The following is a 22,763-nucleotide window of genomic DNA, read 5'->3' on the forward strand; positions in this document are numbered from 1 at the left end:
GGCCGGGTCTGCCACCGCGTCAACGACGAAGCCTCCGCGAAGATGGCACTCGGCGACATCGCCCCCGAGGCGGTCTCCGCCGCCTGCGCCATCGCTCCCGAACTGCCCGGCCTGGCCGTGGCCGGTGACACCTCCGGCGGCTGGTCACGCATCCGCACCCCGTACCTCTCCCTCGGCGACGCCGCCGAGATCTGCCGGGAGTCGGCCCACCTGGTGCCCAACCTGCCCGCGCTCAAGCCGTTCCAGCCCTACGTGCCCGTACGCCCCGTCGAGTCCCCCGCCCCGGCAGTGCAGCCGCGCCCGGTGACCGACTGAGCCTCGCTTCCCCTCCGGTCGGCGTGACCGTCTCGCGCCAAGTCCCTACCCCTGCCATGCCTGAACCAGAAAAGGAGCCGCATCATGCGCGCCCAACTGGCACGTGTCGACGCGGTGCTCGTCCAGGCGCTCATCGCCGCCGCACTGTCCTTCGCCCACCTGCACGACATCGCCCTGGCAGCGGGTCAGGACGGGTGGAAGGCGTGGGCCTACCCGGTCTCGGTCGACCTGCTGCTCGTCGCCGCCTGGCGCCGACTGCGGTCCGGTGAGGCAAAGGCGGCTGGGTGGTGCTGGTTCGTCATCGCGCTCGCCGCCTCCCTCGGCGCGAACGTCGCCACCGCCGGCCTTCTCGACCTGAGCGACGTACCCGCCTGGCTTCGCATCCTCGTCGCGGGCTGGCCCGCCGTCGCCTTCCTCGGCGGGACCCTCCTCGCCCACTCCAACCGCGCGACGACCGACGCGGACTCCAAGGACACGAACGACCCCGTGGACCAGGAGGACGCGCCCGATCCCACCCCAGGAGAACAGCCGCCCGCACAACCGGCCATCGAGCCACCGCCGCCCGAGCGCCCCGCCATCCCCGTCCCGGCCGCCCTCGTCGAACACGCCCGCAAGGTCGCCGCCGAACACCGCACCCGCACTGGAACCCCCATCGACACCCCAACCCTCCGCGCCCGCCTGGGCGTCCCCGCGCCCTTGGCCGAAGCCATCGCCGCCCAACTCTGAAGGGAAGCCTGATGTCCGCCAACCGCCGCTTCCGCAACGTCACCCGAATCGGCCCCGTCCAGGTCGGCACCTCATACGACGGCCGGGGCCGCGAGAAGCACACCGCCGCCTGTACGGCCCCGCGCTGCAACTTCTCCGCCGACTACGACAGCCGCGCCGCCGCCGAGTTGGCGGCCCGTACCCACCGCTGCCCCGTCCGCTGATCCGTTGAAAGGACCCTCCACACCGTGACCGTCAGCCTTCCGCTCGTCGTCGTCCTCGGCCTCTTCGCCTGGGGCGCGGTCAAGTTCCTCGGCGTCCGTCCCTGGGTCGTCGTCCTGATCGCTCTCTTCGGCTTCTGGCTCTCACAGACCTTCCTCGCTCCCGTCATCGAGTCCGGCACACGTTCCGGCGTGGACGTCATAAACGGCCAACATGTCTAGACGAGTAGATGAGAAAAGGCCCCTGGCCATGCCCTAACCAGAGCCCGCAACCCCGGGGCGGCACACACGACCAAGCATCTGCTGCCCCGGGGCCATCACTCCTGACCAAGCCAGTCAGAAGGAGACCGCCATCTTCACCCGCACCACCCCGCCCCCGCTACCGGAACTCGCGAAGCTGGCCGGGCACGGAACCCTGCCCGGTATCCTCCGCCAACTCTCCGGACTCGGCGGCTGCACCCACCCCATCCGCCTCGACGGCCACCGCACCGAGTACGACCTCGACACCACAACCGGCGAGATCGGCCGCATCCTCCAGCACCTCGACTCCACCGACCTCCCGGCCGGGAACCTCCTCGTCCGCTGCAACAACCGCCGCACCACCCGCTGCCCGGCCTGCTCCGAGGTCTACCGCCGCGACACCTTCCACCTGATCACCTGTGGCCTGCGCGGCGGCAAGGGCATCCCCGAACAGGTCGCCGCCCACCCTCGCGTCTTCGCCACGTTCACCGCCCCCAGCTTCGGCCCGGTCCACAACCGCCCTTCCAGCGGACGTGCCTGCCGCTGCGGTGCCCGGCACGACCAGGAGGACGCCGTACTCGGTACCGCGCTCGCCCCGGACACCTACGACTACGAAGCGGCCGTTCTCTGGAACGCCCACGCAGGTCCGCTCTGGCGACGCTTCTCCACCTACCTCCGCCGGGAGGTCGCCAAGCGCGCGGGCCTCTCACAACGTCGCTTCCGCGACCACGCCCGCGTGTCCTTCGCCAAGGTCGCCGAGTACCAAAAGCGCGGCGCCGTCCACTTCCACGCCGTCATCCGCCTCGACGGCCCCACCGGCGGCGACACCCCACCCCCGCCCTGGGCCACCGCCGAACTCCTCACCGACGCCATCCGCACCGCCGCCGCGAAGGTCCGCGTGGACGGCCCGGTCATCGACGACCGCGCCCACACCTTCACCTTCGGCCGCCAACTCGACGTACGCACCATCCGCTCGGCCGACTTCAACGACGGCCATGAACTGACCGAGCGCGCGGTCGCCGCGTACATCGCCAAGTACGCCACCAAGGGCGCCGAAACGGCGACGGGCGCCCTCGACCGCCCACTGAAGTTCGCCGCCGAACTCGCCCAACTCGACATCAGCGACCACGCCCGCCAACTCATCCGCACCGCCTGGACCCTCGGCGCCCGCAAAGACCTCGAACACCTCCGCCTGCGCGCCTGGGCTCACATGCTCGGCTTCCGCGGCCACTTCTCCACCAAGTCCCGCCGCTACTCCACCACCCTCGGCGCCCTCCGGAACGCCCGCGCCGAATGGCGCCGCGCCCAAGCCACAACAGCCAACGGCCCCGACCGCGAGAACGGCACCACATACGTCCTCGCCCACTGGTCCTTCGCCGGAACCGGCCTCTCCGACGTCGAAGCCTGGCTTGCCGCATCCCTCGAACCCGCCCCCGGAACGGAAGGAGAACCCACCACATGAACGACCGCTACCTGTCCGTGGACCAGGTCGCCGAACTGCTCGGCACGACCGCCCGGTTCCCCCGGCGGCTGATCGAGGAGCGGCGCATCCGGTACGTGAAGCTCGGCCGGCATGTGCGCATCCCGGAAAGCGCGGTCCAGGAGTTCATCCAGTCCCGCACCGTCGAGCCGATCAGGGCCCGCCGCGCCGGGCTTCGGAGGGTCGCCTGATGGCCAACAAGAAGGGCAGGAGACGCCGTTTCGGCGCGGTGCGGCAGTACCGGTCCGGCCGCTGGACGGCTTCGTACCTCGGGCCCGATGGTGAGCGCATCCGAGCAGAGGAGACCTTCGAGACCAAGACGGACGCGGAAGTCTGGCTGTCTCAGGTAGAGGCAGATCTCACGCGTGGGGACTGGCGCGCTCCCGACGCCGGGGCGGTCAACTTCCGTGTCTACGCCGAGAAGTGGGTCGAAGAGCGAGAGCTGTCCGTCCGCACCGTCGACCTCTACGAGGACCTGCTACGGCTCCACATCCTCCCGACCTTCGGCGCTCTCGACCTGGACGAGATCACCGCTCCTCGCGTCCGTGAGTGGCGCGCTGAGCGCCTACGCACCACCAAGGCAAAGACGACCATCGCCAAGGCGTACCGCCTTCTCAAGGGCATCCTTGAGACCGCCGTCGACGACGAGCTGATCAGTCGCAATCCATGCCGGATCAAGGGTGGCGGGAAGGAGTCGGCCGCCGAGCGGCGCATTGCCACCGTGGCCCAGGTCGATGCGCTCGCCGAAGCGATCGGTATCCGCTGGCGGCTCATGGTCTACCTCGGCGCGTACGGGCCGATGCGTCCCGAAGAACTCGCGGGTCTCCGCCGCCGGGACGTCGACCTCGACAGGCTGGTGATCCGCGTCCGCATCGCTGAGCCGGAACGGACCAACGGCAAGCGTGCGCCTGGCGAGACCAAAACCGACGCGGGTGTCCGGGCCGTGGTCCTCCCGGCCTTCCTGCACAAGGAGGTGAGGCAGCATCTCGCCTGGTTCGCCGAGAAGGGACCTGATGGCCTGGTCTTCGTCGGCGAGAAGGGGGCGCCGTTTCGGCGGACTTCGTTCGGCCGGAAGTGGCGGCGGGCTCGCGCAGTTGTCGGCCTCCCGGACGGCTTTCGCTTTTACGACCTTCGTCACACCGGACACACGCTCTCGACCCGTTCCGGCGCGACCCTGAAGGACACGATGGTTCGGGCTGGGCAGTCCTCCGAGAAGGCCGCGCTGATCTATCAGCACTCGGATGAGGAGCGGCAGCGGGACGTGGCGGCCGGGCTCGACGACATGGTCCGGGCCGAGCGTGCGAAGCACCACAAGGGCAACGGTGCGCACCACAACGAGGAGGCCACTGGAAGCTAGCGGCGACCTTATGGTGCGGTTGTGGTGCGCACGCCGCCCACTGGTCTAGACAACAAAGAACCCCCGGGTCTCTGACCTGGGGGTTTCGCGTGGAGCGGGTGACGAGAATCGAACTCGCGCTCTCAGCTTGGGAAGCTGATGTTCTACCATTAAACTACACCCGCGTAAGACGCCGGTTCGTGCCGGTGTCGGGACGCGTCGTTACTTTACCTCATGTCGGGCCCCCGTGTTGAAGGCGTGGGGCCCGAGGTTGTTTCGGGGGTGGGGACGGGGCTGCGGTGGGCGGGAGTTGGGGCGTACGGTGGGGGCGGGGAAGAGGGTCTGGGTGGGCCTTCGGGGGACTCGGAGTGCCGCCTGGAGGGCCGTCCCTTTCATCCCGTAATGTGGCTTTCGTCGTCCGGTCGACGTCAGGTCGGCCATCAGACGCGGCTCTTGGGGAAGGGACTCTTGGACTTGATGGAGCGCACCGTCGTCCGTTGTGCCGATGGGCACGTGTTCAGCACCGCTTCGTTCCCGATGCAGCAGGCCGAGCGCCTCGGTCCCGGTCGGCTCATCCGCTGTCCTCGCTGCGCCCGGCTCCGCAATGTCGTGCCGGTCGCCTTGGAGAAGCGGTAGCGACAGCGGTCGTAGCAGCGGTAGTAGTGCGGTAGCAGTAGCTTGGGGGCGGTGGTCGTGTGACCGCCGCCCCTCGTCTTTGCGTATCCTCGGGGCGTGCTTCTCTCAGACAAGGACATCCGGGCCGAGATCGACGCAGGCCGGGTGCGGATCGAACCGTACGACGAAACCATGGTGCAGCCGTCGAGCATCGACGTCCGGCTCGATCGGTTCTTCCGGGTGTTCGAGAATCACCGTTACCCCCATATCGATCCCGCCATCGAGCAGGCCGATCTGACGCGGCTCGTGGAGCCGGAGGGGGACGAGCCGTTCATCCTGCACCCCGGGGAGTTCGTGCTCGCCAGTACCTATGAGGTCATCACACTGCCCGACGATCTCGCTTCCCGGCTGGAGGGGAAGAGTTCTCTCGGGCGGCTCGGGCTCGTCACGCACTCCACCGCCGGGTTCATCGATCCCGGCTTCTCCGGGCATGTGACCTTGGAGCTGTCGAATCTCGCGACGCTTCCCATCAAGCTCTGGCCGGGGATGAAGATCGGGCAGCTGTGCATGTTCCGGCTCAGTTCGCCGGCCGAGCATCCGTACGGCAGCGAGCGGTACGGGTCGCGCTACCAGGGGCAGCGGGGGCCGACCGCCTCCCGGTCCTTCCGCAACTTCCACCGGACCCAGGTGTGAGCATGTCCCAGAGCATGTCCCAGCAGCCGCAATCCCCGGTGTCCGAGGGGTCCCACGCCGTCCAGGTGCGAGAGAACCTCAGTTACGACCTCTTCGGCTCCGCCGTGCGTGAGCTCGCGCAGGTCATCGCCGATGACGGGTACGAGCCGGACATCATCCTCAGCATCGCGCGCGGCGGCGTCTTCGTCGCCGGCGGGCTCGCCTACGCCCTCGACTGCAAGAATCTGCATCTGGTCAACGTCGAGTTCTATACGGGTGTGGGCACCACCCTCGACATGCCCGTCATGCTCGCGCCCGTCCCGAACGCCATCGACTTCACCGACAAGAAGGTGCTGATCGCGGACGATGTCGCCGACACCGGGAAGACGCTGAAGCTCGTCCGCGACTTCTGCCTCGACGCCGTCGCCGAGGTCCGCTCCGCCGTGATCTATGAGAAGTCCCACTCTCTCGTGAAGTGCGAGTACGTGTGGAAGCGGACCGACGAGTGGATCAACTTTCCCTGGAGCGTCGAGGCGCCGGTCGTGCGGAGAGCCGGGCAGGTTCTCGACGCCTGAGAGCGGCCGTACTCATACGCGTAGGGCCCCCGGCGGTTGTTCACCGCCGGGGGCCCTATACGTATGTGCGTCGCGCGTCGTCCCTAGAACGTGCCCAGCTTGATCAGCGACAGGATCGCGACCAGCTGGATCGCCGAGGCGCCCAGGGCCTTCGGCCAGGGGAGGTCGTGGGACTTGGAGACCATCAGGGTGAGGAGGGCGCCGGCGGCCACCCAGGTGATCCAGCCGAGGATCTGGACGAACGAGGCGTCGCCGCCCGCGAACATCGCGACGACCAGCCGGGGCGCGTCGGTCAGGGCCATGATCAGCATGGAGAGGCCGACCGTGGGCTGCCAGGCGCCGTCACCACCGAGCTGACGGGCCAGGGTGTGGGTGACCACGCCCAGGATGAACGTACTGACGACCATGGTCACGGCGGTGACGAGGACGATCGGTATGGCGTTCGACAGGGTCGCGTTGATCGCGTCCTCGCGGGCCGTGTCGAAGCCGAAGACCGCCAGCAGGCCGTACAGGAACGTCACGATCAGGGCCGGGCCCCACATCGCGTAGTCCCGCATGGCCATGAACGTCTGGCTCGGGCTGGTCACGATGCCCTTGAGCAGGGCCTTCCAGCCGAGGCGCGGACCGACCGGGGCCGCCGGGGCGTTGCCCGCGCGGTAGGTGTCGCTCTGGTGGTACGGGTCCTCGCCGACCGCGAACGTCTGGGTGTGGCCGGGGTCGTTGGCCGCGTACGGGTCCGCTTGGGCACCCGGGTGGGCGCCGTCGTCGCCGAAGTACTCGGGCTCACCGTGGTTGCCGTGGTTCCCCGGACGGCCGTGGTTGCCATAGCCGCCCGGGCGGCCGCCGCCGTGCGTCTGGGGCCAGCCTCCGCCCTGGGTTCCGCCGTACGGCGGCCCGGGGGGCGTCTGGGGGTAGCCGTACGACGGGCCGCCGGCCTGCGGGGCCTGCCGTCCGTACGGGGGGTTGTGCGGTCGCGCTTGAGGAGCGCCGTTGTCCCGGCCGCGTCCGATCCTGAATCCAGCCACGCCATCGAACGTACCTGGTCCCGGCGACCGGTGTGCCGGACCGGGGGGAACCGGTCCGGCTTTGCGGCCGAGCTGTGACATCCCCTAAGGGTTCGTCAGCGGGTGAGTCAGGGTGTGAGTCAGGGGCCGTCAGGGTCCCGCCGCGGAGCGGTCGCCGACGGCTGCCCCTGGCGCCCTTGGCTGTCCCTGGCGCCCGTGGCTGTCCCTGGGCTGCCCCTACGACCAGAACGCGTCGGCCTCTTCGATGTCCGTCTCGCACTCGTCGATGTCCGTGATCTTGTCGCCGACGATGCGGAAGATCAGGGCGCCGTACTGCTCGATCCGCTTGCCGCCGCGTTCGGCTCTGTAGAGGTGCATGGAGACGGCGTGGCCGCGGCCGTCGACGAGGACGTGCTTCAGGTCCGCCTGGAAGGTGCCGCCGGTCTCCTCGAAGAGCCTGCGGTACAGCTCCAGGACGTTGTCCTGGCCCTTGTAGTCGCCGGAGAGCGGGTTGCCGCCGGGTACGTGGTGGGCGCAGTCCGAGGTCATCAGGGTGCGCAGGGTGTCCATGTCGCCGCGTGAGAAGGCGTCGTAGCCCTTGCGGACGAGAGTGGCGTGGGGGTGCTCGGCCATGAGGATCACCGGGTTTCCATGGGTCGACGGGGCATGTGACGCGAAGCGCGATGCGCGACGGCGCGACGGTGCGACAGCGCCATGCGCGACGGTTCGACGCGAGATCGCGCGCTGCGAATTGCCTGATATCAGGGGATATTCAGCTCTATGGGGAAAATTATCCGCGCGGTCGGCCGTAGTCGCGAGCGCGCCCGGTGTGCGAGCGGGCGCACTTCCGTCGCCTTCTCGCCGATTCATTACGCTCTGCAAAGAGTTGCGTTCGCAGTGTGAGGATCGCGGTGGATCGCCATCGGGCGGGCGGGAGCCCGTGCGGCTCGTACGGAAGGGGAGGGCGCCCATGACGCGCTACCTGTTCGACAACGCGGACGATCAGGCGAAGGAGCGCTTCTCGGTCCTGGAATCGCGGTACGACCCCTGGTCGCGCAGGACGTTGGGGCTCACCGGGGTGGGGGCGGGCTGGAGATGCCTGGAGGTCGGGGGCGGGGCCGGTTCGGTCGGGGCCTGGCTGGGGGAGCGGGTCGGGGCGGACGGGGAGGTCATCGTCACCGACCTGGACCCCCGTTGGGCTGTGCAGAGGCAACTGCCCGCAAATGTACGGCTGTTGGCCCACGACATCACCCGCGACCCGATGCCCGACGACGGCTTCGACCTCGTGCACGCCCGGCTCGTCCTCGTCCATCTGCCGGAGCGGCTACGGGTATTGGAGCGGCTGGTCTCCGCCCTGAGACCCGGTGGCTGGCTGGTGCTGGAGGAGTTCGACTGCGGCTGGACCCCGGTGCTCGCCGCGCCCGACGACGAGGCCGGTGTGCTCTTCGAGCGGGTGCACGCGGCGCTGCTCCAGGCGCTGGAGAGCGTCGGGGCCGAGCCGTTGTGGGGGCGGAGTGTCGTCGGCGAGATGATCCGCGCCGGGTTGGAGGGCGTCACCGCGACGACCTACGCCGAGACCTGGGCCGGCGGCGGCGAGGGCATCCGGCTCCACCGCGCCAACATCGAACAGACGGCGCGGCGGACGGGGGAGGCGGAGGTCCGGATCGGCGCGACGCGGATCGGCGACACCTGGCTCGGGGACGGTGAACTGCGCCGGTTCATGGAGCTGTTGGACGACCCCGGATTCGTCGTCACCTCGTATCCGCTGGTCAGCGCGCGGGGGCGACGGGGTGGGGGACCGGGCGTGGGGGAGGGCCGGGTCGTGGTGGGGAGCCAGGCGATGCGGGGGCGCGGGGTGGTGGGCGGCCAGAAGAGCCGCGGAAGGGCGGCGGAGGGGATGGCGGAAGGGGTGGCAGAAGGGCTGCGGAAGGGCTACAGAGGGGCCGTAGGCGGTCTGTAGGCGGTCTGTAGGTGGTCCGTGGAAAGCCCATGGAAGGGCTGTGGCGGAAGGGAGTTCGGTCATGTCGCTTGTCCGTGTTCATAACTTCTCCATCTCTCTGGACGGCTTCGGTACCGGTGAGGGGCTGAGCCGTGACGCGCCGTTCGGGCACGCCGGGGAACGGCTGCACGAGTGGATGTTCGCGACCAAGTGGTGGCGCGAGAGGGTGGGTGAGCCCGGGGGGTCCAGTGGTCTCGACGATGTGTTCGTACGGCAGCACGAGCCCGGGATCGGTGCGGAGATCATGGGCGCGGGGAAGTTCGGTTACCCCGGATGGCACGAGGACCCGGAGTGGAAGGGCTGGTGGGGGCCGAATCCGCCCTTCCACACGCCGACCTTCGTCCTCACGCACCACCCCCGTCCGTCGATCGAGATGGAGGGCGGTACGACGTTCCACTTCCTGGACGCCTCGCCCGCCGAGGCGCTCGACGCGGCCCGTGAGGCGGCGGGCGGCCAGGACGTACGTCTCGGCGGCGGGGCCACCGTGATCCGGGACTTCCTCGCCGCCGGGCTCATCGACCATCTGCATGTCGTGGTGGTGCCGATCCTGCTGGGCCGGGGGGTACGGCTCTGGGACGGGCCGGGTGGACCGGGTGGACCGGGTGGGTTGGAGGGTGTCGAGAAGGAGTACGAGGTGGAGGCCGTGTCCTCGCCGAGCGGGGTGACACATGTGACGTTCGCTCGGGCGGGGTAACCGGATTCGTATCCCTCGACGGGTGTGGCTAGGGCTGGGTGCGGGCTATGAGGAGGATCTGGTTGGGGATGTCCAGGGTTGGGTCGGCGTGGTCCAGGGCGAGGAGGCTGTCGTAGGTCGTGAGCAGTGCTTGGACGGCTGCCCGAAGCGTCACGTCGTCCGGTGACATGGTCGAGAGGGCGGCCAGCACCGTCGTGCGAGCGCAGGCGAGTACCCGGGCGTCGGTGGGTGTTCTTCGGTCGTGCATGGCGGTGAGAAGTTCCACGGCGGCGGTGATGAGCGCCCGTGTCCGGGTGAGTTCGGGGCCGGCTGCGTCGGTTTCTGGAAGGAGGCGGCGTGCGGCGCGAAGATGCTGGACCGGATTCTCCGGACTGCGCACTCCGGCTCTTCGCCGCCACTGGGCCGTGCGCGTCGCATGGCTGTTCAGGCTCTCCATGACGGATGGCCCGGTGGCGATACGGCGGGGCATGGTGTCGAGCAGGCCGCGCAGAGCCATCAGGGCGACGTTGACCATGCCTCCCCGATGATGCCGGTCGACATCGAGGACGAGGTCGAGAGCAAGCAGCGGGTCCAGGGTGACGGAGAAGTCGTTGCCGAGGTAGGCGGCCCGCTCGGAGGTGAGTTCGAGGACGGGGGGAAGCCCCGCCCCGAGGTCGAGCGTACGAGCGCGCGCCAGGGCGTGGTCGCGGTCGGGGAGGAAGTCGGCGTCGCGATGTGTCGCGAGGTCGGGGTCCAGGTTACGGGCGTGGGACAGGCACCGCCCGCGCGCGATGCCGAGTTGGTTGGTGGCCTGGGTGGCGAGGGCGAGGGCGGTTCGCCGGTCCAGACCGATGAATGAGCCGGCGATCAGCGAGGGCTCAAGGCCGATATGAAGGCCGAGGTCCGAGAAGAGGCCGGTGGCGGGGACGAGGGCTTCGGCGAGGCCGACGACACGGTCGAAGTTGCGTTTGTAGTCGGGGCTCGGGTGCGAGGCGAAGACCAGGGCGGGAACGGTGCCCACGAACGGGCCGAACGTGGAATCGAGATGGCGTGCGAAGTCAACGGTATGGGCCAGGGCGAAGTCGAGGGCGAGCGCGGTGGCGATGGTGAGCGGCAGCTCCAAGGCGGCGAGCTGAGCCGAATCGCGAAGGTCCGGGGCCCGCTTGAGGGCCATGCTCAGGGCCCTGGCCCAGTGTTCCACCCGTGCTCGTTGCGCGGGCTCCATACCCACGAGTTCGAGGTAGGGCTTGAGCAGTTGGAGATCGGAGGCCGGTATGTGCGCGAGCGAATCGAAGACGGGTGTGTAGGGCCATGACACACCCTGCGGCTGGTGGAGGATCGGACCGAGGTCGCCCTGGGCCCAGACGGTGTGGCGGGTGAGGTCCGCCGCCATCGCCGCGGCGGGATCGCGGAGTTCGTCCGGTGTGGGCAGGCGGTACGCGGGCTCCTCGGTGACGGTGTTGAGCCAGTCGACGAAGCCTTCGGCGTCTCCGGCCTGCATGCCCACGGCCAGTGGACGCGGGCCGGGGCGGGACGAGTCGTCCGTCTGGCCGAGCCGCGGATGATGGAGCCCGGCCTCCTGCTCATGGCGGACGAACTGCTCGTAGAGATCGCGCGGTACGGCGCTCGCGCACAGCGCGGTCGTGTCGTTGAGTTGGATCTGCTCGCGCAGGGTGCGGGTCGCCAGGATTCCGGTGAGGAGGCGTTGGCGGGCGGGGTCGGGGGACGCCTCGGAGGTGAGCAGGGCGTCGAGTTCGTCCCTGACGTCCGGGTCGACGGTTCTCGCCGGGACGGCGCAGTCGAAGGCCAGGGCGAGGGCCGGGACCGTGCCTCGGGTGAGGCAGGCCGTGACGACGGGGGTCGCGTCGTTGCCCGCTGCCCAGAGCAGGACCGTCTCGCGCCACCAGGGGTCGTCGACGATGCCGTCGATCGAGGTGATGTCGGCGCGGGGAGTGCTGAGTTGGGCGGCGGCCAGATACTCCTGAAGGGTGAGATGGGCGAAGCCGTGGACGCCGTGTTCGCGTTCGACGAGGAGGCCGCTCTTGCGGGCCTCCTCCAGGAAGACCTCGGCGGTGACACCGCCCGGGACCTGCCGCAGTGCCCGGCGGATCGCCCGGGCCGCTTCCCGTAGGGGCCAGTCCCTGACCTTCGCCTTCATCATGGCCAGCGCGAGGTGCTGGGCGACGTGCTGTTTGTGCTGGCCGCCGAGGCCGGTGGCGTCCCGCAGGCCCCGGGCCTCGGAGCGGCGGTGGAGGAGGACGTCGGCCATCTCGGCGTACAACTCGGCGCGGCTGCCGGGGAGTTGGCCTCGGTAGCGGTGGACGTTCGCCGTCATCGTCAGAAGGAGGGGGTTGGCGGCGAGGTCGTAGAGAGCGCCCTGTTTGCGGAGGCGGGCGAGCAGATCGGCGGCGTTGCGGTCGGCGGCGAGGCGGACCTCGCGGCCGGTGCCGCCCCGGGCTCGGCTCTCCGTCGCGTACGACCACTGGCGCAGGAACTGGTCGATCTGCTGCCAGGTGAACCGGCGTACCTGGAGGACCTCCGCGCCGGGCAGCGGGTTCGTCTCGTAGCCGTGGGGGCGGGAGGTGACCACGTACGTGTTGTTCGGGTGGCGCTGGATCTGGCGGGTGACCCAGCCGACCACCTTCTCGCGGTCCTCGCGGGCGGCCACCTCGTCCAGGCCGTCGAGGAGGACCACGCATCCGCCCCGGTCGAGCCGGCGGTTCAGCCAGCGTTCCGCGACCTTGCCCTCCAGCCAGCCGGCGGAGACCGCGACCGATTCCAGGGGCGGCGGGTCGTCGGAGAGAAGGGTCGTGGTGTGGTCGCGGAGGTAGAGCAGGACCGGCAGACGGCGTCTCCACAGGCGCCAGTTGTGGCGGCAGAGTTCCAGGGCCGTGTTGCGGGCCAGCGTCGTCTTGCCCGAGCCGGGGCCGCCGATCACCGCCAGGACGCGGGAGGCCTCGCCCCGGTCGGCGGCTCGGAGCACCGACTCCAGGGTTCGGCGTTCACCGCCGGTCACCGAGCCCAGATACGGTTCCCGCGCCGCGTTGTGCAACGGCTGCGGGACCACGGTCACATCCACGTACACCTGGCGCATCCGGAACACGAACTCGCTCTGTGTCGCGATGCCGACCGTCTCCATGTCGCGTACGCCGGCGCGCAGTTGACGGAGGTAGACCCTCCGGCGGCCTCGGGGAGCGGGGGCCGGGGCGGGCGGCGGGGTGGGGCCCAGCTCCGAGTGGAGGAGGGTCACCACCGCCACCGCGTAGGAGACGTACAACCAGGTCCAGCTGAGGTCGCCGTCGTTCAGGACCTGGTTGCCCGTCACACCGAGGCCCAGCGTCAGGGCCCCGAGACCCAGCACTCTGAGCGCGCGCCGTCTGCCCTCCACCGACCCCACCCCCGTGTCGTACGCCTCCAGTCGGGTCTTGTCTCCGTACCCAGTTCACCGGGCTTTCTCGCGTACTTCCCGGTGGCCCGTGTTACGGCTGGAGCATCCCCGCGATGATGTCGCCCTTCACCGACTGGGCGCCCGTCGTCGTGATGCCCTTCGTCGAGCCCCTCAGCAGGACCGAGCCGTAGTTCGCGGTCACGTACAGGTCGGCCTTGCCGTCGCGGTTGGTGTCGCGCAGGCGGACCGTGCCGCCGAAGGTGTCGTCCGAGGTCAGGTCGCCGGGGACGCCTTGGGTGTTGCGGGCGAACCACTGCGCACCCGTCCCCGTCAGGCCCGACTTGGTGCCCTTCAGTACGTGGACCGCGCCCGCGTACGACTTCCCGCTCAGCGTCTCGCCGTACACGCCGATCGCCAGGTCGCGGTAACCGTCGCCGTTCACGTCGCCGGCGGACAGGGACGCGCCGAAGGAGTCGTCCGCCTCCGGGGTGTCCTTGATGCCGGTGGTGGACTGGGTGAAGCGGGCCGACCTGGAGGGGCCCGAGGCCGAGCCGTACCACACCGTCACCCGGCCCTTGTACTTGTCGTACAGCGGGGTTCCGATGGCGATGTCGCCGTAGCCGTCCTTGTTGAAGTCGGCGATCAGGCCGTCTCCGCCACGGTCGGCCTGGCCGCCGTTCGACTTGATCGACTCGATGCGCAGGGTCTTGCCGGGGTACAGCTTCTTCTCGCCGCCCGCGATGAACCACGCGTCCGACGCGAGCGTCGTGTCCGTCACCACGTCGCCGATCACGACCAGGTCCGTCTTGCCGTCCTTGTTGACCTTTCCGGGGATCAACGCGGTGGCGTAGAAGGGGGAGTTCGACTTGTCGAGGACCGTCACCGTGCCCTTGACGCCCGACTTCGAGATCGAACCCCGGTAGACGTACGCCTTGTTGTCGCGGATCAGGGCCAGGTCCTGCTTGCCGTCGCCGTTGAAGTCGCCGGTCGCCAGGTCGGAGGCGCGGCCGGCGACGCCCTTCGGGCCCTTGTTCGGGACGGTCGTGCCGCCGGAGAGGCCCTTCGACGAGCCCCACAGGATCGTCACCGTGCCGCTGTTCTTCGCGCCGGTCACGTCCTCGCCGTTCGCGGACACCGCGAGGTCGCCGTAGCCGTCCTTGTTGAAGTCGGCCGCCGTACGGAACTCGCCGAAGAAGTCGTCGGTCTCGTCGGCGCCGGGGACGCCGGCGCTCGCCTGCGAGATGAACTGGGTCTTCGTGCCGGGGCCGTTCGCCGTGCCGAACGTGACCAGGACGCCGCCGCCCTTGCTCTCGTCCAGGTCGCGGCCGTACGCGAACGCCGCGTAGTCGCGGTGGCCGTCGCCGTTGAAGTCGTCGGCGTATTTGGCGGGGGCGGCGGAGGCGGGGGCCGCGAGGGTGAGGGTGCTTGCCAGCAGGGTGGTGGCCAGGAGGCCGGCTGAGGGGAGGTGTGGGCGTGTGCGCAATGGGGGCTCCGGGAGGGGAAGTGGAGTGGGGTGCAGTCGCCTATTGGGTGGGGTGGTGGGGCTTGTTTCGCGGCTGCGGGTGGTGGGGGCTTGTCGCGCAGTTCCCCGCGCCCCTGGAAAAGCGGCCTGCGGCCTGCTTTTCCATCGGCGCGGGGCGCGACAGGGCGTCGGACTCAGTTCGCGGCGTTGCCGCCCAGCCTCGCGTCTCCGGTCGTGGAGATGCCGAGGCCCTTGGGGCCGAACAGGCGGGCGCCGGAGGTGGTGATGCGCTTGCCGTCGGAGCGGAGGTAGGTCAGGGAGCCGTTGAGCGTGTTCTCGCCCATCGCGCCGATGACGAGGTCCGCCTTGCCGTCGGCCGTGACGTCGGTGAGCTTCACGTCGGAACCGAAGATGTCGCCCTTCTCCGCCGAGTCGGGGACACCGGCCCGGTTCTGCGTGAAGTACTGGGCGTTCGACTTGAGGTTGATGCCGGAACGCGAGCCGTACAGCACGGTCACGGCGCCCGCGTCGCTCTTTCCGTTCACGTCCTCGGCGTACGCGCCCACCGCCAGGTCGGCGTACCCGTCGCCGTTGATGTCGCCGAGCGACAGCTCGCCGCCGAAGTGGTCGCCGGACTCGGACGAGTCGGGCACGCTTCCGCTGTTCTGGGTGACGGCGACCGCCTTGCCGGGCCCGGAGCCGGTGCCGTACACGATGTGCACCTTGCCGCCCTTGGCCGCGCCGGACGGGTTGCCCTCGGTCGGGTCCCACTCCTGGCCGGTGACGATGTCGCCGTAGCCGTCGCCGTTGATGTCGGCGATACCGCTGATGTAGCCGCGCTTCAGCTCCTTGACGCCGCTCGCGCGCAGGCCGTCGGACGAACCCGGGAAGTAGAAGTTGGTGTCCCAGCCGGTCGAGCTGTCGGTCTCGTAGCCGTTGACGATGAGGTCGGTCTTCTTGTCGGCGTTCACGTCACCGGCCGTGAGGACCATCGCGCCCGTGTCGCTGCCCGTCCGGATGTTCGCCTTGATCGTGTACGTACGGCCCGCCGCGCCGGACTTGGTGATGCCGCGGGAGAAGACGTACACCTTGTTTCCGGAATGGCCGACCGCCAGGTCCTCCTTGCCGTCGCCGTCGAAGTCGCCGGCGGCCAGGGACTTGCCCCACTTGGTGTGGGACGAGGGCGCCGGGTCCTTGATCGTCGTACCGCCTGACAGGCCCTTCGCCGAGCCCCAGACGACCGTCACGGTGCCGCCGTCGGCGTCCTTGCCCACACTGTCCAGGTAGGCGGAGACGGCCAGGTCGTCGTAGCCGTCGTCGTTGAAGTCGCCGTAGGCGCTGACCCAGCCGAAGCGGTCGCCGGTCTCGGCCGAGTCGGGGATGCCCGTGGTGTTCTGGCTGATCGTGGTGCGCTTCGCGGCGGTCAGGCCACTCTTGGAGCCGTACAGGGCGACGATCTGCCCGGCGTCCTTCTTGCCGCCGACGGTGGCGTTGCCGGCCGAGAACGCGACATCGCCGATGCCGTCGCCGTTGAAGTCCGCCCGGGTGTGGAGCACGCCGTCGGCCGCCGTCGCCGACGCGGCCGAGAACGTCAGCAGACCGCCCGTCAGCGCGACCGTCGTGGCCGTCGCGAGGGCGAGTCGCAGGTGGTGCTGCTTGCGCATGCGGGAGTCTCCTGCTGCACGCGGGAGCCCGCACATGGACCCCCGCAGTCGATGTGGTGCCGGCCGGCGCCGCCGCGCTCGTGGGCGGGCCGGGGTGGCTTACAGGAGACCGGTGGGGGTGGGGGAGGGTTGTACGGGAGTTCGAAGAATTTTTGGGGTTGTTGGGGGGTGAGGGGGCGAGGGGGGGTGTTGGTTCTTGGGGGCGTTGGGCGCGTGGTGGCTCGGGGGTGGTGTGGTCGGCGGGGTCAGTCCGGCATCGGCGTCAGGCTGTAGCGCAGCTTCTCCTTGGCGCGGGCGCCGAGGCGGTCGTAGAAGCGGATCGCGCCCTCGTTCCAGGTGGGCGTCTGCCACTGGACCTCGTCGAGGCCGAGGGCGCGGGCCTCGGCGGCCACGGTGTCCATGAGGAGCGCGCCGAGACCCGAGCCACGGCTGTCGGAGCGGAGGAAGAGGCAGTCCATGTGGAGGTACTCGCGGCCCTGCCAGGTGGAGAGTTCGGGCGAGCAGGTGGCGTAGCCGACGACCTCGCCGCCGGGCAGTTCCGCCACGAGGCAGCGCAGCCGTGGTGCCGCGGTGCCGAAGAGCAGCACGGCCAGCCGCTCCGCGAGGTCCGGCACCGGCGGGGCTGCGCGTTCGTAGAGGGCGTGCTCGGCGGCCAGCTCGACGATCCGGGGGAGATCGCCCGGGCGGGCGTGGCGGACGGAGGGGGTGGTGGGGGAGAGGGGCGCGGGGGTGGTGGGTGGGGTGGTGGGGGTCGCCGGAGCGACAGCAGCCATCGGAGCGGCGGCAGCCACCAAGCCCTCGGCAACCGCCGGGCGGTCGCCGGCCGCCGGTCTGGTGCCGGTTGCCGGTCCGCCCTTGGTCACCGGGCCGTCGCTGGTCGCCGGTCCGCCTTTGGTCACCGGGCCGTCGCTGGTCGCCGGGTCGTCGCTGGTCGTCGGTCCGTCGCCGGTCGCCAGGCCCTCGGCTGTCGCCGGGCCGTCGCCGGTCGTCGGTCTGGTGCCGGTTGCTGGTCCGCCTTTGGTCACCAGTCCGCCCCTGGTCGCCGGTCCGTCGCCGGTCGTCGGTCCGTCGCCGGTCACCAGGCCTTCGGCTGTCGCCGGGCGGTCGCCGGTCGTCGGTCTGGTGCCGGTTGCTGGTCCGCCCCTGGTCGCCGGTCCGTCGCCGGTCACCAGGCCCTCGGCTGTCGCCAAGCCCTCAGCTGTCGCCGGGCCGTCCCCGGTCGTCGATCCGTCCCTGGTCGTCAGGTCCTCAGCTGTCGCCAGGCCCTCGGCTGTCGCCAAGCCCTCGGCTGTCGCCGGGCCGTCCCCGGTCGCCGGTCCGTCCCCCGTCGCCAGGTCGTCGCCGGTCACCCGGCTCCCGTCGGCATGTCCCTCTCGCGCGGGCACGTCGCCGCTCATCGGCGGTCGCCCCCCAGCACATCGTCCCGCCAGGCCGTCAACCGGTCGGGGATCGGGCCCTCGCCGTCCAGGACATGCTGGGAGAAGGCGTCGCGTTCGTGGGCGAGGACGGCCGCCTCCCAGACACAGGGGGCCAGCCCGGTCCGCCCCGGCCGCAGCAGTTCGGGCTTCCCGGCCGGTCCCGTGAACACCGCGAGGTCGGACATATAGCCCTCGATCCAGGTGTGGACGAGGACGTAGTCGCCGTCCCCGCCCGCGTGCACGATCACCACGGCGAGGCCCAACGACCCCCGGGCGGGCCCGAGTTCGAGATGCGCCCCGGCGATCCCAAGGGCCGTGTCGGCGTCCCGCTCCGTCACCTCCCGGCCGGGTGCCTCGACGGCGTACACCTTGACCAGGTGGCCGCCGGCCTCCCGCGCCCCCATCGGCCGTACCGCCCGCCCGTGATGGCCCTCGGCCAGGGCGAGCAACGCCTGAGTGTCCACAGCGGCCGGCAACGCGCGGGCGGCTCCCACGGGCAGTTCCTGATCATCCATACGCCCATCATGGCCACCGACCGACACCGGAACCAGGGGTTTCCCAGCAACCCCGGCCCGCCTCTCACCCCCGTCCCCTCTCTCACCCTCACCCGCCCCTCACCCCACCCGCCGCCGGACCGCCAGCGTCTCGGGCCGGTGTCGGGGGCCGGGGGCGGCGGAGCCCCCGGGGGACGGGAACGGGTAGGGGCGGCGGGGGCGTGGACCCACCCCGTACACCTGCACCCTCAGCAACCCGGCCACGACCACCACCGCGCACCCCACCACCCACCACACCCCACTCCCGGCCATCCACACCATGTGGACGGCCACCCCGACCCCCACCGAGGCGACCGCCGCCACCCCCAGCACGACCACCACCCCCACCGGCGTCAGCCCCAACCTCCGCAACCGGTGCGCGAGATGATCCGGCCCGCTGCGCCACAGCTCCCGCCCGGCGAGCCTGCGCGACACCACGACCAGCACCGCGTCGGCGCTCACCAGCGCGGTCAGCGCGAACGGCGCCCCGATGCCGACCCCGTGCTCCATGGCGTACGCGTACACCTGTACGACACCGCCCGCGAGCAGAAACCCCACGAACAACGCCCCGCACTCGCCGAGCGCGACCCGCGCGGGCGGCCAGTTCCGCATGAGGAACCCGGTGAGCGCGGCGGCCAGGACGCTGAGCAGCGCCGCGAGCCCGTCGACGACCTCGGCGGCGGCACAGGCGCTGAGCGCGAACGCGGTCACCACACCCACGACCCCCAGAACGCCGTCCGGGCGCCCCAGCCCCTTGAAGCCGTGCACCACCAGCACGATCCACACCACCCCCGCCGCCCCGCCCAGCACCCCGGTCTCCTCGTACGGCACCACGAACGCGGCCGCACAGGCGATCCCCACCGCGCGCGGCACCACCGGCAGCCCCCACAGATCCCCGACCAGCCCCAGCCCGCCCACGGCCGCTCCGGCCACCAGCAGACGCGCCCCCTCCACCCCCAGCGGAGCGACCCCGCTCCACTCCCCGAACCACGCCACACCCCCGACCCCGCCGATCACCGCCAGGCCCCCGAGCAACGGCACCGGCCGCATCCGCCGACGCTCCACGACCCCGAACCGCAGCGCGGGAACACGCACGACCGCCGCGAGAACAGCGGTCAGCACCAGGGCAGACGCGGAGGCGAGGATTCCGTACAGCACGCATCCAAGTTAGGTGTGAATGTCGTAATTCCGTGCGCATAACACGGTGGTTTTGGAAGGGCACGGTCATTTTGTGTGCCTGGTGGGGTACGCAGGACGCCCACGGGGCACACAAGGCTCAGGGGGAGGGCTCGATGGGGGACGGGGATCTGCTGACCGGCTGGCCGATCGGCGTCGGGGGCTTTCTCCTCGGCATCCTCGTGCTCGCCCTCAAGGACTGGATCGTCGACAGGCTCAAGCTGGTCCTGGACTTCGTCTACGCACGCCTCGCCGACAGCGCCCTGTTCCGCCGTACCGCTCTCGCGAAGTACACCCGCGCCCTGTACGAGCGCCACCGCCGGTTCGCCGTCTCCTTCCAGATCGACGACGACCTCAAGCTCCCGATGGAGTCGGTGTACGTCCCCCTGCGCGGCGCCCGCACGGACGGCACCCCCGGCGAACTCGCCGCCGACCTCCGGGCTGAGCGGCACAGCGTGGTCCTCGGTGTCCCCGGCTCGGGCAAGACGATGCTGCTGCGGCACCAGGTGCTGATGTGGGCCCGGCAGCGCATCCGCGACCCGCACCACCCTGATGCGATCGGCTCCCCCGACGGGCAGGCCACCCCCGGCCGCCGCGCCCCCCGCCCCCGCGTCGACCTCGGCGAGCTGCGCGACATCCCCGTCCTGCTGGAACTCCACCGCCTCAACAAGGCTCCCGAACTCACCCTGGAACAGCACATCGTCCAGCACTTCGCACGGCACGACTTCCCCGGCGCCGACAAGTGGGTCGCCCGGGCGCTGGACCGCGGCGACCTCGCCCTCTACTTCGACGGCCTCGACGAGGTCTCCTCCGACCTGCGGCCCCGGGCGGTGGAACTGCTGAAGGAGTTCGTGGAGAGATACCCCTCCTGCCGGACCGTGGTGACCTGCCGGGTCGCGGTGTACGAGGGCTGGTTCGCGGAGCCCTTCGGCCAGACCCTCCGCGTACGGGACTTCGACGAGCATCTGATCCGCCGCTTCCTCAACGGCTGGCCCTGGCGCACGGCGACCGCCGCCGAGCGGACCCGTACGGTCGACCAGGTCCTCGGCGCGCTCCGCGACACCCCGCAGATCATGTCCCTGGCCCGCAACCCGCTGCTGCTGACGATGATCGCGTACCTCTACGACTTCGTGTACGCCCACACGGACCAGGTCCTCCCGCACACCAGGGCCGAGTTCTACCGGCAGGTCATCGACAGCCTGCTGATCGACCGCCGCCGCCAGTCCGCGTTCCCGTTCCCCCTGAAGAAGGCGATCCTGCAGGAGTTGGCCCTGGTCGCCCAGGACATCCCGTCGGGGACCCACGACCGGCTGGCCCTGCCCCACGCCAGGGTGCTGGAGACCGTCCGCGCCGTGCTGGAACGGCAGCAACGCGATCCGGCCACCGCCGACGAGGTCCTGAACGAGATCGTCCACCGCAGCGGACTGCTGCTGGCCGTGGACAACGGCGAGCGGTACCAGTTCGCCCATCTGACCCTCCAGGAGTATCTGGCGGCCGTGGCCCTCGCCGCGAACCCGACGGGCCTGCTGCGCCGCTACCACGACGATCCGGCCGCCTGGCGCGAGACCGTACGGCTGTGGTGCGGGGTCGAGCCCCGGGACTGCACCCAGGTGGTGCGGGAGGTGTTCGCGCGGGACGAGGTGCTGGCGTTCCAGTGCCTGGCCGACGCGCACACCGTCGAGGACGGTCCGGCGGAGGAGATCCTGGACCACTTCCGCCGGATGCTGGGCCATGCCTCGCAGTCGTTCGGCAGCGTGTCCGTCACGGACGAGGCGGTGATCGCCGCGTTCGGCCTGGTCGCGGGGGACCGGCGCAGACGGGGCGCGGAGGTCTTCGACTTCCTGGCCGAGACCGTACGCGCGGACGCCGACCCCGACCGGGTCCGGGCCGCGGCCCACGCCCTGGCCGAGACCAACCTTCCCAGGGCCGCGGAGACCTTGGCGGCCATCGCCGAACCGGCCGGTCCGGCCTGGTACGCCCTGGTGGACATGGGCGACCTCGCGGTGGACGCGTTCCGGGAGCGGGCGGTCGGGCATCCCTCGGCGGTGACCGCGCTGTGGACCATCCGGACCCCCAAGGCCGCACTCGCCCTGGCCGGTCTGCTCTGGCAGCACACGAGGATGGACGTGCGCGTCACCACCGCCTTCTGCCTGGGTGAACTGCTGACCGTCCCGGAGATCGCCGAGGAACTGCGCGGCGGGCCTGTGCCGTCCTACGCCCCCGAGTCCCTGGACTGGGTCTGGCGGCCGTTCGCGCGGGGTGCCGACGACGCGCTGGTGCGGATCGCAGGGAGGATCGCCGCGATCGTCGACGCGACGGACGGCGACGCGTGGACGGGTCTGCCGACGCCCGATCCACGGATCGTCGCCGCGCTGGCCGCCGTCAGGCAGAACGGTGTCCGCCCGTCCGACGATCTGCTGCCCGAGGTGCCGGCGGGGGACGAGTTGGCGGAGTGGCTGCGGCGGCGCCACATCGATCGCGGTCATCTCACCTCGCCCGTCTCGGACAGCGGCGAGGTCGAGACGACCACCCTGGCCAGATATCTGGAGGACGAGTTCGACGCGGGCGGCCCGTTCGCCCTTCACCAGGCCCGGGCGGCGCTGACCGCCGCCGGGCTGGCCCCGGGGCGGCTGGCGAAGCTCCTGCGGCTGCCCGACCCGCTCCAGCTGAGGGTCGCCGTGGCGCTGCTCAAACAGCACAGGTTCGCCGAGGTCCAGAGCTGGGACGTACTGCCGCCGGAGTCCGAGGAACGGGGTTACGACTACAACCGCAGCCCCCACTATCGCCTCATTCTGCTGCTCGGCCTCGTGGTGTCGGGCTTCGCGGCCTGGGGAGCGTGGGGCGCGGCCACGGGCGACATGCCCTGGGGTCCTCAGTGGCTCTCAGTGGCCGTGCTCGTCCAGATCCCGATCGGGTGGGTCCTCTTGGTGGCGTTCGGCGACATACTCACCGACAGCACGAGCTTCGTCGCTGTCGGCCTGCTGGGCCTGCCGGCGTTGGTTCTGGCGCTCGCGACACGCCAGTGGGTCGCCTTGATGACACTGGGCACCGTGGGCCTGTTCCCCGCCGTCTCGGTCTACTCGTACGTCGTCGTACGGCACCACTGGGGCGGCCCCGCCGCCGTCACCGCCGCCGTCCTGGTCGTCGGCGTGTGTGTCGCGGCGGCCGTCCGGGGCTCGCTGCTCACCCGCCGCGAGGAAGCCCGCACCCACCCCGTTCGTGAGCTGGTCCTCAAGGCCCTGCTCACCCCTTAGCGGTCTGCTCGGGGCCCCGGCGGTCTTCTCCGG

At 70.6% G+C, this 22,763-nt stretch carries 20 protein-coding genes, 1 tRNA gene and 1 pseudogene; 13 read left to right on the forward strand and 9 right to left on the reverse strand.

Annotated elements, in window-relative coordinates:
- From ACWD4G_RS34100 to ACWD4G_RS34130, 7 genes and pseudogenes are all read left to right on the forward strand, one after another.
- Positions 1–315, forward strand: a pseudogene (locus ACWD4G_RS34100) (FtsK/SpoIIIE domain-containing protein); the annotation flags it as partial.
- 84 nt (positions 316–399) lie between these two features.
- Positions 400–1,041 (forward strand): DUF2637 domain-containing protein, encoded by a 642-nt coding sequence (locus tag ACWD4G_RS34105; protein WP_451300417.1) that lies wholly within the window; start codon positions 400–402, stop codon positions 1,039–1,041.
- Positions 1,042–1,052: 11 nt separating this feature from the next.
- Complete coding sequence (locus tag ACWD4G_RS34110; protein ID WP_451300419.1) at positions 1,053–1,244, forward strand: mobile element transfer protein; 192 nt, start codon at positions 1,053–1,055, stop codon at positions 1,242–1,244.
- Positions 1,245–1,268: 24 nt separating this feature from the next.
- On the forward strand, positions 1,269–1,463 hold the full coding sequence (locus tag ACWD4G_RS34115; protein ID WP_451300421.1) for a hypothetical protein: 195 nt from the start codon (positions 1,269–1,271) through the stop codon (positions 1,461–1,463).
- Between the two features lie 175 nt (positions 1,464–1,638).
- On the forward strand, positions 1,639–2,943 hold the full coding sequence (locus ACWD4G_RS34120) for a replication initiator (protein ID WP_451300604.1): 1,305 nt from the start codon (positions 1,639–1,641) through the stop codon (positions 2,941–2,943).
- A complete protein-coding gene (locus tag ACWD4G_RS34125) occupies positions 2,940–3,152 on the forward strand; it encodes an excisionase family DNA-binding protein (RefSeq protein ID WP_451300423.1) in 213 nt (70 codons plus the stop codon). Before ACWD4G_RS34120 ends, ACWD4G_RS34125 begins: the two co-directional genes overlap by 4 nt.
- On the forward strand, positions 3,152–4,318 hold the full coding sequence (locus ACWD4G_RS34130) for a tyrosine-type recombinase/integrase (RefSeq protein WP_451300425.1): 1,167 nt from the start codon (positions 3,152–3,154) through the stop codon (positions 4,316–4,318). Before ACWD4G_RS34125 ends, ACWD4G_RS34130 begins: the two co-directional genes overlap by 1 nt.
- A 90-nt stretch (positions 4,319–4,408) precedes the next feature.
- Here the strand turns inward: ACWD4G_RS34130 and ACWD4G_RS34135 are convergent.
- Positions 4,409–4,482, reverse strand: a tRNA-Gly gene (locus tag ACWD4G_RS34135).
- Positions 4,483–4,810: 328 nt separating this feature from the next.
- Here ACWD4G_RS34135 and ACWD4G_RS34140 point away from each other — a divergent pair.
- The 3 genes from ACWD4G_RS34140 (at position 4,811) to ACWD4G_RS34150 (ending at position 6,159) form a co-directional block, all read left to right on the forward strand.
- Complete coding sequence (locus ACWD4G_RS34140; RefSeq protein ID WP_451300616.1) at positions 4,811–4,933, forward strand: hypothetical protein; 123 nt, start codon at positions 4,811–4,813, stop codon at positions 4,931–4,933.
- A gap of 96 nt (positions 4,934–5,029) precedes the next feature.
- A complete protein-coding gene (dcd, locus tag ACWD4G_RS34145; RefSeq protein ID WP_451300427.1) occupies positions 5,030–5,605 on the forward strand; it encodes a dCTP deaminase in 576 nt (191 codons plus the stop codon).
- Between the two features lie 14 nt (positions 5,606–5,619).
- Entirely contained in the window at positions 5,620–6,159 is a 540-nt protein-coding gene (locus ACWD4G_RS34150) for a phosphoribosyltransferase (RefSeq protein ID WP_451300606.1), read from the forward strand.
- Between the two features lie 83 nt (positions 6,160–6,242).
- On the opposite strand, the gene ACWD4G_RS34155 is transcribed toward ACWD4G_RS34150, so the two are convergent.
- Together ACWD4G_RS34155 and ACWD4G_RS34160 are read right to left on the reverse strand one after the other, a co-directional pair.
- Positions 6,243–7,265: a Yip1 family protein gene (locus tag ACWD4G_RS34155; protein ID WP_451300429.1), complete on the reverse strand. Its 1,023-nt coding sequence runs from the start codon at positions 7,263–7,265 to the stop codon at positions 6,243–6,245.
- 135 nt (positions 7,266–7,400) lie between these two features.
- A complete protein-coding gene (locus ACWD4G_RS34160) occupies positions 7,401–7,796 on the reverse strand; it encodes a nuclear transport factor 2 family protein (protein ID WP_451300431.1) in 396 nt (131 codons plus the stop codon).
- A 337-nt stretch (positions 7,797–8,133) separates the two neighbouring features.
- Here ACWD4G_RS34160 and ACWD4G_RS34165 point away from each other — a divergent pair, with 337 nt between their 5' ends.
- Together ACWD4G_RS34165 and ACWD4G_RS34170 are read left to right on the forward strand one after the other, a co-directional pair.
- Positions 8,134–9,123: a class I SAM-dependent methyltransferase gene (locus tag ACWD4G_RS34165; RefSeq protein ID WP_451300433.1), complete on the forward strand. Its 990-nt coding sequence runs from the start codon at positions 8,134–8,136 to the stop codon at positions 9,121–9,123.
- Between the two features lie 61 nt (positions 9,124–9,184).
- Positions 9,185–9,856, forward strand: a complete 672-nt coding sequence (locus ACWD4G_RS34170; protein ID WP_451300434.1) for a dihydrofolate reductase family protein — start codon at positions 9,185–9,187, stop codon at positions 9,854–9,856.
- 28 nt (positions 9,857–9,884) lie between these two features.
- On the opposite strand, the gene ACWD4G_RS34175 is transcribed toward ACWD4G_RS34170, so the two are convergent.
- The 6 genes from ACWD4G_RS34175 to ACWD4G_RS34200 all read right to left on the reverse strand — a co-directional run bounded on the left by ACWD4G_RS34175 (position 9,885) and on the right by ACWD4G_RS34200 (position 19,458).
- Entirely contained in the window at positions 9,885–13,223 is a 3,339-nt protein-coding gene (locus tag ACWD4G_RS34175) for an NACHT domain-containing protein (RefSeq protein WP_451300436.1), read from the reverse strand.
- 91 nt (positions 13,224–13,314) lie between these two features.
- Positions 13,315–14,706 carry an FG-GAP and VCBS repeat-containing protein gene (locus ACWD4G_RS34180; RefSeq protein WP_451300438.1) on the reverse strand — a complete coding sequence of 464 codons (1,392 nt, stop codon included), beginning with the start codon at positions 14,704–14,706 and terminating at the stop codon, positions 13,315–13,317.
- A 173-nt stretch (positions 14,707–14,879) separates the two neighbouring features.
- Positions 14,880–16,349 (reverse strand): FG-GAP and VCBS repeat-containing protein, encoded by a 1,470-nt coding sequence (locus ACWD4G_RS34185; RefSeq protein ID WP_451300440.1) that lies wholly within the window; start codon positions 16,347–16,349, stop codon positions 14,880–14,882.
- 245 nt (positions 16,350–16,594) lie between these two features.
- On the reverse strand, positions 16,595–17,734 hold the full coding sequence (locus ACWD4G_RS34190; protein WP_451300442.1) for a GNAT family N-acetyltransferase: 1,140 nt from the start codon (positions 17,732–17,734) through the stop codon (positions 16,595–16,597).
- Positions 17,735–17,742: 8 nt separating this feature from the next.
- Positions 17,743–18,282, reverse strand: a complete 540-nt coding sequence (locus ACWD4G_RS34195; RefSeq protein WP_451300444.1) for a hypothetical protein — start codon at positions 18,280–18,282, stop codon at positions 17,743–17,745.
- Between the two features lie 99 nt (positions 18,283–18,381).
- A complete protein-coding gene (locus ACWD4G_RS34200; protein ID WP_451300446.1) occupies positions 18,382–19,458 on the reverse strand; it encodes an undecaprenyl/decaprenyl-phosphate alpha-N-acetylglucosaminyl 1-phosphate transferase in 1,077 nt (358 codons plus the stop codon).
- Between the two features lie 134 nt (positions 19,459–19,592).
- Here ACWD4G_RS34200 and ACWD4G_RS34205 point away from each other — a divergent pair, with 134 nt between their 5' ends.
- Entirely contained in the window at positions 19,593–22,730 is a 3,138-nt protein-coding gene (locus ACWD4G_RS34205) for an NACHT domain-containing protein (protein WP_451300448.1), read from the forward strand.
- The last annotated feature ends 33 nt before the right edge of the window (positions 22,731–22,763 follow it).

This window comes from Streptomyces sp. NPDC002643 (assembly GCF_053592555.1).